Source organism: Psychrobacter sp. SHUES1 (assembly GCF_001652315.1).
GTDB classification, from domain to species: Bacteria; Pseudomonadota; Gammaproteobacteria; order Pseudomonadales; family Moraxellaceae; genus Psychrobacter; species Psychrobacter faecalis.
Genome location: NZ_LXWA01000091.1, coordinates 1 through 9,506 on the forward strand (window position 1 = coordinate 1; position 9,506 = coordinate 9,506).

At 43.9% G+C, this 9,506-nt stretch carries 10 protein-coding genes and 1 pseudogene; 8 read left to right on the forward strand and 3 right to left on the reverse strand.

Annotated features, from left to right (window positions below; genetic code table 11):
• The 3 genes and pseudogenes from A7325_RS13575 to A7325_RS13580 all read left to right on the forward strand — a co-directional run.
• On the forward strand, positions 1–123 hold a 123-nt coding region (locus A7325_RS13575; RefSeq protein WP_413771800.1), incomplete at its 5' end, for a transposase.
• A gap of 99 nt (positions 124–222) precedes the next feature.
• A complete protein-coding gene (locus A7325_RS14305; protein ID WP_068408334.1) occupies positions 223–534 on the forward strand; it encodes a helix-turn-helix domain-containing protein in 312 nt (103 codons plus the stop codon).
• Positions 524–724 (forward strand): annotated as a pseudogene (locus A7325_RS13580) (transposase); the annotation flags it as partial. The gene A7325_RS14305 and the pseudogene A7325_RS13580, both read left to right, overlap by 11 nt.
• A gap of 113 nt (positions 725–837) precedes the next feature.
• Here A7325_RS13580 and phoR read toward each other — a convergent pair.
• On the reverse strand, positions 838–1,962 hold the full coding sequence (phoR, locus tag A7325_RS11635; RefSeq protein ID WP_068408336.1) for a phosphate regulon sensor histidine kinase PhoR: 1,125 nt from the start codon (positions 1,960–1,962) through the stop codon (positions 838–840).
• A gap of 15 nt (positions 1,963–1,977) precedes the next feature.
• On the reverse strand, positions 1,978–2,676 hold the full coding sequence (gene phoB, locus A7325_RS11640; RefSeq protein ID WP_068408338.1) for a phosphate regulon transcriptional regulator PhoB: 699 nt from the start codon (positions 2,674–2,676) through the stop codon (positions 1,978–1,980).
• A gap of 490 nt (positions 2,677–3,166) precedes the next feature.
• Between phoB and pstS the strand changes: the two genes are divergently transcribed.
• The 5 genes from pstS (at position 3,167) to phoU (ending at position 8,408) form a co-directional block, all read left to right on the forward strand.
• Complete coding sequence (gene pstS, locus A7325_RS11645; RefSeq protein ID WP_068408340.1) at positions 3,167–4,327, forward strand: phosphate ABC transporter substrate-binding protein PstS; 1,161 nt, start codon at positions 3,167–3,169, stop codon at positions 4,325–4,327.
• A gap of 281 nt (positions 4,328–4,608) precedes the next feature.
• On the forward strand, positions 4,609–5,559 hold the full coding sequence (gene pstC / locus A7325_RS11650) for a phosphate ABC transporter permease subunit PstC (protein WP_068408342.1): 951 nt from the start codon (positions 4,609–4,611) through the stop codon (positions 5,557–5,559).
• A gap of 107 nt (positions 5,560–5,666) precedes the next feature.
• A complete protein-coding gene (gene pstA / locus A7325_RS11655) occupies positions 5,667–6,581 on the forward strand; it encodes a phosphate ABC transporter permease PstA (RefSeq protein WP_068408344.1) in 915 nt (304 codons plus the stop codon).
• A 213-nt stretch (positions 6,582–6,794) separates the two neighbouring features.
• Entirely contained in the window at positions 6,795–7,574 is a 780-nt protein-coding gene (pstB, locus tag A7325_RS11660; protein WP_082894397.1) for a phosphate ABC transporter ATP-binding protein PstB, read from the forward strand.
• A gap of 102 nt (positions 7,575–7,676) precedes the next feature.
• On the forward strand, positions 7,677–8,408 hold the full coding sequence (gene phoU, locus A7325_RS11665; protein WP_068408348.1) for a phosphate signaling complex protein PhoU: 732 nt from the start codon (positions 7,677–7,679) through the stop codon (positions 8,406–8,408).
• A 320-nt stretch (positions 8,409–8,728) separates the two neighbouring features.
• On the opposite strand, the gene A7325_RS11670 is transcribed toward phoU, so the two are convergent.
• The gene (locus tag A7325_RS11670; protein ID WP_068408350.1) at positions 8,729–9,346 is read right to left on the reverse strand and encodes a DUF411 domain-containing protein; all 618 of its coding nucleotides are present in this window, start codon (positions 9,344–9,346) and stop codon (positions 8,729–8,731) included.
• Positions 9,347–9,506 lie beyond the last annotated feature (160 nt).

Sequence of the window (9,506 nt, forward strand, 5' to 3'; positions counted from 1 at the left end):
AGAGTAGGCTGTCCATGGCGAGACTTACCTTCTTATTTCGGTCATTGGTCTCGCATATATCATCAATACCGTTATTGGCGTAAAACCGGTAAATGGCAAAAGCTCATGAAAATAATCACTTAGATTAACACATGAAGTGCAATACCAAATGTAAGGTAAAAAAAAGAACTAGATGCGCTAGCATCAAAGTTTTTATCCACCGACCAAAGTGAGATTGCAACCATGAGCTATACGCATCTAAGCCTAGGTGAACGATACCAGATTTATGCCCTTAAAGGGGCAAAACATAGTATTAATTTCATAGCGAGAGCGTTAAACAGAAGTCCCAGTACCATATCAAGAGAGCTTAGGCGTAATAAAAGCCTACGAGGTTACCGAGCAAAGCATGCTAATAACAAGGCTTGTGACAGACGGGCTAACAACGCCACAACTATTGTGGCTGACCTCTGGGCATGGGTGACAGACAGGCTTAAAGAGAACTGGAGTCCTGAGCAAATATCTGGCGTTCATGCTGGTATCAGTCATACCCGTTAAGTCGAACTCTAAAAACAGCAACAATGACACACTAGACTGGTATTTGTATCGTTGCCGTCACTTGGTAGAAAACGCTTTTGCTAAGTTGAAACATTTTAGGGGCATGGCCACGCGATATCATAAGCTCAAAGATAGCTATGCAGCAGCGGTAATGCTTGCTTGTGTCTTTATCTGGTTGCCACTCATTTGAATTCTATACACATCCTAAAAGGTATTGTTAAATTATCATAATCGCTATGTTGAATTGACCGAGGAAGGTAAACGATAATAAACCTAAAGGCTAAAAGCTAAAAGGTAAGAAACTCAATCTATAACAGCTGAACGAATATGAGCAGGAGGAAATACGGCGCTAAAGGTTGAGCCTTTGCCTTCTGTCGATGCGATTTGCAGGGTTGTGTCGTATTGATATAACACATGCTTGACTATTGCTAGCCCCAGCCCTGTGCCGCCTGTTTCCCGACTACGCCCGCTGTCTACTCGGTAAAAACGCTCGGTCAATCGCGCGACATGCTCGGGCGCAATACCAATACCATTATCGGTGACGGCAAAGCGACAGCCTTCTGCCACTTTTGCCCAACTGATAACAATATTGCCGCCTTTTGGCGTATATTTAATGGCATTGATGACCAAATTGGACAACGCACTGTTTAAATACATCTCCGAGCCGTAGAGACCATCATAGGTATCTATCTGCAGGTGCAGCGTATGGCCGTATTCTTGATTATACGCTTGCGCGTCGTCATAAACATGGGTGAGCAGCTTAGTCATATCAATATAATGCAGCTCATGCGTCTCTTCGATTTCAATTCGTGATAGCAATAATAAGTCATTGACCACCCTATTCATACGCGCAGTCTGCTGCGTCATTAGCTCAAACCCGCGTCGCCATTGCCGCGGCATCTCTTCTTGATCAGAAAAATTCTCCAGATAGCCCATCAGTACGGTGAGTGGTGTTCGCAATTCATGCGAGACATTGGCCACAAAGTCGCGGCGCATTTGCTCTAAGTGTTGTAAGCGGGTCACATCATAAATAATCAGCAGCTTTTCATCGCCAAAAGGCGTGAGCTCACATTTAAGATAACGGTTAGGGTCACGCCATGACTTCATGTGTACGCCATCATTGGGCGTGATCTTATTCTGATAGTACTGATGAAACTCAGGGACATTAATAAAGTCAAAAATACTTTTGCCATGGTCCGCTGACTGTAGCAATAATAAATCTTCGGCGGCCTGATTCCACCACTCCAAACCATCGTCACCATTGAGCAAGATAACCGCATCTCGCAATGCGCGTAAGGCACTTCTGATTTTTTGAAGCTGATCGGTAGAATTTTGCTGCAAGATTTGATGGTCCTGTTGTTTTTTACTTTGTTGCACTGTATCTGACTTGGCGTTTTCTGGTTGGGCGTTTTCTTCAAGCACTGTCATGCATACCTCTCATTTTTATTGAGCCAAACTAGAAAATCGATAACCTGTTCCACGAACCGTTTGAATCAAGGTACTACAATCGTAAGGCTGGAGCAGTTTACGTAAACGCCTGATATGCACATCAATCGTGCGATCTTCGATATAGACATTACCGCCCCAGACCTGATCGAGCAATTGAGTGCGGGTATAAGCGCGCTCTGGATGACTCATAAAAAACGCCAGTAATCGATATTCTGTCGGCCCGATATCGATGACTTGATTGTCAGCGGTAATGCGTTGGCTTTTGGGATCGAGACTAAGCTTGCCTATTTCGATCGGCTTATCACTACTAAGCGCACGACCACGGCGTAATACCGCTTTGATTCTTGAAATCAATTCACGCGTTGAAAATGGCTTGGTCATATAGTCATCAGCGCCCGCGTCAAGCCCATGAACCTTGCTATCCTCTTCACTTTTGGCCGTCAGCATAATTACTGGTATCTCGCCCAACATCTCATCGCTTTTGAGCATGCGGCAAAAATCAATACCGCTTTTATCACCCGGTAACATCCAATCGAGCAAAATCAGCGCGGGTCTGTGATCGACCACTTGCTGATGCGCCTCTGCCACGTCAGCCGCTTCTAAACTCTCAAAGCCCGCCATCTCTAGCGTCATTACCACCATCTCACGAATTGCAGGTTCATCTTCTACAATCAAAATCTGCTCACTGCGCATACCATAGCCTTATTATTAAATGACAAAGTTGAAAGTCAAAGTTAAAAGACAAAAACCTAGAAATAAATAAAACAATATTAGGCGCCAGCATTAGCTGCCAATGCCTGCCCATTAAACGGCTTAATTATGACAGTTTAATGACATTGAGTTTGAAATCCGCTTTTACGAAAACGCCTGCCCACATCATAACGATTTTTGCACAAGATATCAGCCGCCATTAGCACTAACTTTGCCCTTTATCACACGTCTATTCTAATTAAATGACTTTTTTCATAAAAATGTCTTATTTCATCAAACTGTCATATTTGCGCGGCACAATGGGCTCATCGACCACCAAGCGTCTTTGCAATAAATCATTTTTAATAAAGCGTTATTAACAAAGCAGTATGAATAAAGCACCATTTATAAAACATCGAAATCAGCTCTGTTATTTATAAATATCCAATACTCAACTATGTTTACTTAATATCATTACTTTTTAGGAGAAATAATGCGTTATTCATTAATAGCTTTAGCCGTCGCGAGTACCTTAACCTTAGCTGCTTGTAATAAAAACTCCAATAGCAATGAAAGCAACGAGCCCGCTACTTCGGCGCAATCAACTACCGCTACTACCGACACCGCAAACGTTACGTCGTCAACCGCTAAATCAGCTGACAATGTATCAATGAATATCACCGGCGCAGGCGCTTCTTTCCCGCAGCCTATCTATGCTAAATGGTCAGATGCCTATCATAAAGCAACTGGCGGTCAAGTGAACTATCAGTCGATTGGTTCATCGGGCGGTATCAAACAAATCGTCGCAAAAACGGTGGATTTTGGCGCGTCCGATGCGCCGATGACGCCAGCGGAATTAGAGGAAGCCGGTCTGATTCAATTCCCGACCGTTATCGGCGGCGTGGTACCTATCGTCAATATCGATGGCGTTGCGCCTGGTCAATTGAAGCTCGATGGAAAAATGCTCGCTGACATCTATCTTGGTAAAATCAGCAAATGGGATGACCCTGCCATCAAAGCTATGAATCCTGACTTAAGCCTTCCTGACGCCGCCATTACCACAGTGTTCCGCTCAGACGGTTCGGGCACAACCTTTAACTTTACCGATTATTTAGCCAAAGTGTCAAACGATTGGAAAGACAGCGTTGGCGTCGATAAAACCGTGAAATGGCCAACCTCGGCAACCGGTGCGGGCGGTAAAGGTAACGAAGGCGTGTCAAGCTATGTGACGCGTATGAAAAACTCTATCGGCTACGTTGAATACGCTTATGCTAAGCAAAACAGCATGGCACACGTTGCTCTAAAAAATGCCGCTGGCAACGTCGTGCAACCATCTGCGCAGACATTCGCCGCCGCTGGTGACATCGATTGGTCAAAGCAAGAAGGCTTTTATAAAGTCATCACCAACTCTGAGACTGATCAAGCATGGCCTATCGCTGCTGCGACCTTTATCTTAGTCCATAAACAACCGCAAGATGCCAAACAAGTGGCAGGTGTCCTTAACTTCTTTGACTGGGCTTATGCTCAAGGCGATGATGACGCGATGAGTCTTGATTATGTGCCTTTTTCAGATACGGCCGTGGCTTTATTTAAGGCGAAATGGAACGAGGTGGTAGACAGCGAAGGTAAGCCTGTCTATACCTCAGCACAGTAGCTCGAAGCTTTTTAATTCGAAGCTTATTAATTCGAGAAGAAGCCAGTCGAGAATAAGCTAACTAATGCCATCAAGCAAATACTGAAAAGCGTGTTTGCTTGGTGACGTCTTAGCCGTAGTGAACTTAAGATTCGGTCGTTAGATGATACAGTTTATTACGGTAAGACGCTAAAGCTAAAACCCCTAAGGTTTTTTACAATCAAGCTTTCACACTAGCAAGCGTTAACACAGTTAATCATTAACATAATGAAAAGTTAGAGCGATAAACAACAGAGGCTTTTATGGCAGACCTAAAATCCCAACTGGCAAAACAAAAACGCTTTGACGCAGTTTTTGTTAATGCCACTAAAGCATTTGCAATCTTGGTGCTCTTGTCGCTTGGCGGCATCATGCTGTCATTGATTGTCGGTGCATGGCCAAGTATCACTGAGTTCGGTTTGGGATTTTATACCAGTAATAACTGGGATACGGTGAACGATCAATACGGTGCGCTTGCACCCATTTACGGTACGGTGGTCACTTCACTCATCGCTATCTGTATTGCCGTACCAGTCAGCTTTGGGATTGCTATCTTTTTAACGGAACTTTGTCCCAATTTTTTGAAAAAGCCATTGGGTATTGCTATCGAGCTGCTGGCAGGCATTCCTTCTATCATCTATGGCATGTGGGGCTTGTTTGTCTTTGCACCGTTTTTTGGTGATCATATTCAACCTTGGTTTATTGAAAATATTGGCCCCCTACCTATTATTGGTAAAGTTTTTGCCGGTGCGCCGATGGGACTGGGTATGTTTACCGCCTCGTTAATACTGGCAATTATGATTATTCCCTTTATCGCTGCCACCATGCGCGATGTTTTTTCTGTGGTGCCAGACCTGCTAAAAGAGTCCGCGTACGGCATGGGCGCAACCACGTGGGAGGTGATGTTTAAAATCATCTTACCTTATACCAAAGCAGGTGTGGTTGGTGGCGTGATTTTGGGACTGGGTCGAGCGCTTGGCGAGACGATGGCCGTGACCTTTTTAATTGGTAATGCCTTTAATATTAGCCCAAGTCTATTCACATCTGGGGTGACCATTACCTCAGCGCTGGCCAACGAGTTTGCCGAAGCGTCAAGTGAGCTGCATCTCGCGTCATTATTACATTTAGGGTTAATCCTGTTTGTCATTACCTTTATCGTTTTATCAATATCTAAACTCATGCTCATGCGTATTGACCAAAAAGCAGGCAATTAAACATACTATTTTAAAAGCCAACAAAACCAATCAAATCAAAACAAGCCTAAACAAACTAAAACACGCTATTTGCCGCCATTATTTGACTCAAGAAGGACAAACACTTCATGACTTTCGCACCAGTCACCACTCAAACTGCCGAACCAAACCAGTCTTCTGTACGCTTTGAAGATCGATACAACAAGCGGCTTTATAACAAGCGCCGTTTTATCAATAGACTGGGACTTGGTTTTGCTTTATCAGCGCTTGTATTTGGTTTGGTTTGGCTGATTTGGATTTTGATGACGTTGTTTGTTGAAGGCATGCAAGGTTTAATCGAGATGCCTGTCTTTATGGCAGATACCCCGCCACCGATGGGCGAAGGTGGTCTACGTAATGCCATTGTTGGCTCAGCAATGTTGGCTTTTTCGGGCTTAGCGATTGGTGCGCCAATCGGCATGATGGCGGGCATTTATTTAGCAGAATTTTCACAGGGCAGTATGTTGGGTAAAGTCACCCGATTTTTAAATGATATTTTATTGTCTGCCCCATCCATTGTGATTGGTTTGTTTATTTATGCCTTGATGGTCAAAGGACAGAGCTTTTCGGGTTGGGCTGGTGCATTAGCGTTGGCGCTAATTGTGATTCCTATTGTCGTGCGTACGACGGAAAACATGCTAAACCTTGTACCTAATACACTACGCGAAGCGGCTTATGCATTGGGTACGCCAAAATGGAAGCTGGTCAGTACCGTGACCCTGAAGGCTGCCAAAGCCGGTCTGACTACCGGTGTGCTGCTCGCTTTTGCGCGTATTACCGGTGAAACCGCGCCCTTGCTATTTACCGCGCTAAACAACCAATACTTTAGTACCGATATGAGTGAGCCAATGGCCAACTTACCCAACACGATTTATCAGTTTGCGATGAGCCCTTATGATAACTGGCATGCACTGGCTTGGGCGGCGGCGCTACTCATTACCGCGACAGTATTATTCTTAAATATTGCGGCGCGCTTTATCGGTGGCAAAGACCATAGCAGATAATTCAAGGCTAACAGAAGCACAGCTAATAGTAAAAAAACACCCCCATTTAATAAAACTTTAAAACAGATGGATACCATTATGACTGATGTATTAGAGAGAAAAGCGACTAAGCCGATGACAGATACCAGCAGCAAACGCCGTTTACTGGATGACGCTATGTTTAACAATGGTCAGCATAAACAGCCAGATATTGCCCATCTTATCAAGCAAACCATGGCGGACATGCCCGACAATATGCCGCCTGCCAAGATTACCATTCGCGATTTAGACTTTTATTATGGCGATTTTCAAGCATTAAAAAACATCAATATCGATATTCCAGAAAAAAAGGTCACCGCTTTTATTGGTCCCTCAGGCTGCGGTAAATCAACGCTGCTACGTACCTTTAACCGTATGTATGACTTGTATCCGAGTATGCATGCTGAAGGTCAAATTACCCTTGATGGCCAAAATATTTTGGCCAAAGACATGGATGTCAATTTACTGCGTGCGCGTGTCGGTATGGTTTTTCAAAAACCTACACCCTTCCCGATGTCCATTTATGACAACGTCGCATTTGGCGTCCGTCTCTATGAAAAGCTCAGCAAAGCAGAGATGGATGAACGTGTCGAGTGGGCACTCAAAAAGGCGGCGTTATGGCTGGAAGTCAAAGATAAACTCAAAGCGTCAGGATTGTCATTATCTGGCGGTCAACAGCAGCGACTTTGTATTGCCCGCGGAGTAGCAACGAAACCTGAAGTCTTGCTATTAGATGAGCCAACGTCAGCGCTTGACCCCATCTCTACTGGCGCGATTGAAGATTTGATTACCGATTTAAAAAACGACTATACCATTGCTATCGTCACCCACAATATGCAGCAGGCCGCGCGCGTCTCCGACTACACCGCTTATATGTATTTGGGGGACATGGTAGAAATGGGGGAAACAGATCAAATATTCACCAACCCAGCACAAAAAGCGACTGAAGATTATATTACCGGTCGTTATGGCTAAGTCGCTGTTCGCTTAAAGCAATCATTTCTAGCAGTCATTTATCACGCTACTCATTTTGGCAATATTTTTATGAGCAACACCAATACGATTAAGGAAGCAAGCATGGCGATAACGGCAAAGCATTTATCAAAGAGTTTTGATAATGACTTACATGACGTGATTGAGCTGTTTATGCAAATGGGTCACATGGCAGCAGAGCAAGTCATGGTTGCGACACGCGCCTTGATAGCTGCAGATGAGGCGACCGCGAAAAAAGTGATTGAAGATGATCATCTGATCAATCAGCTAGAGATTAAAATCGATGAGCAAATCATTTTGTTGGTCGCCAAACGCCAACCAGCTGCCAATGATTTGCGTTTAGTCATGGCGCTTAGTAAAGGCATTGTTGATTTTGAGCGTGTCGGTGACGAAGCAGAAAAAATTGCCCGTATGGCCTGCAAATTGATTAAAGATGGTGCATCTCCAAGAGGCTATTCAGAGGTTCAGCATTTATCCAATCAGGTGCGCCTGATGCTGCTTGATGCGATTGACGCCTTTTCGCATATGAATCCTCAGCAAGCGTTTTCGGTATTGCAAAGTGATACAGTGGTTAATGAAGAGTACCAATCTGCCACTCGAGCCTTGATGACCTATATTATGGAAGACAGCCGCCATGTGTCCAAAGTGATTAACATACTTTGGGTATTACGCGCCTTAGAACGGGTGGGCGATCACGCTAAAAACATTGCTGAACTGGTCATTTTTTGCACCAGCGGCAAAGATGTGCGGCATACAGATTTTATGCAAGTCGAACAAATCGTCCAGCAAACAACTGATGCTGGCCGGCATGAGTAATAATATTAATAAATAGACAAAAAAATTTTCTCAATTAACCCCTCTTCAAGGCCTTTATATATACTTAGTTATACATCTTTCTTAAGCGCCGTTACTTGTATTAAAAACAGTTTATGCCTATCTTTTCTAGTCAAGAGTTTGCCACGCTCTCATACTTATTCAAAAAAGCCATTATAGGCCTCATAAATAGAGATCTATAATGGTTTAATCCTATCTTTTCTCAGGTGGTATAAGAATTTTCTGATGTAAATACTTTCTCTTTACATAATTTCCTTATTATTAATAAGTTAGCGATGGACAGTAAAAATCATCCTTTTCAGCTATAACTGGGCATTGGCGCTATCAACCTCAGCATATACCGCTGTGCTACCGTCTTTGTTGATTTGCATCACTTGATAAGGTGAAAATTTATTTTGGTACTCCATCCCGGGGCTACCCATTGGCATACCGGGTACGGCAAGACCAATAGCCTCGCTTGGCGGATTGGCTAAAAACTGGGCTATATACTTGGCAGGCACATGACCTTCGAATACATAACCGTCGCTCGTGACCGCCGTGTGACAAGAGCGCATATTGCTCGGGACACCATAGCGTTCTTTAAAAACTGCTAAGTCGGCGACATCTTGTCCCGCCGCAGTCATACCGTGATGTTCGGCATGGCTAATCCACTCCTTACAGCAGCCACAATTGGCATCTTTATAAACCGTCGCAGAGACGTTTCTCAGCGCATCACTGTTACTGCTAGAGCTCGTCGACTCAGTTTTAGACGTTTGGACTTTTGAATTCTGGCTGTCTGTTGCCGTCTCTACAGGCGCTGTGGTTGCAGCAGTGGTATTGGTGTCGTTACAAGCAAATAACGACGATGTCACTGTCAGTAGGATAAGCGCACCAAACAATTTATGCTGCTTAAAAGTTAAGTTATGGTTATCAGGTTTCATACATACCCTCTCGTCATTTATTGTTTAATGTCGCATGTGATATTTATAACTTAGATTAACACACCAAGTGCAACGCTAATTAATATTATAGAACGCCTGCATAGGCGTCTTAAACCCTAATCGTTTTCTTGGTCTGTTGTTTAGTTTGTTCTCAATGTCC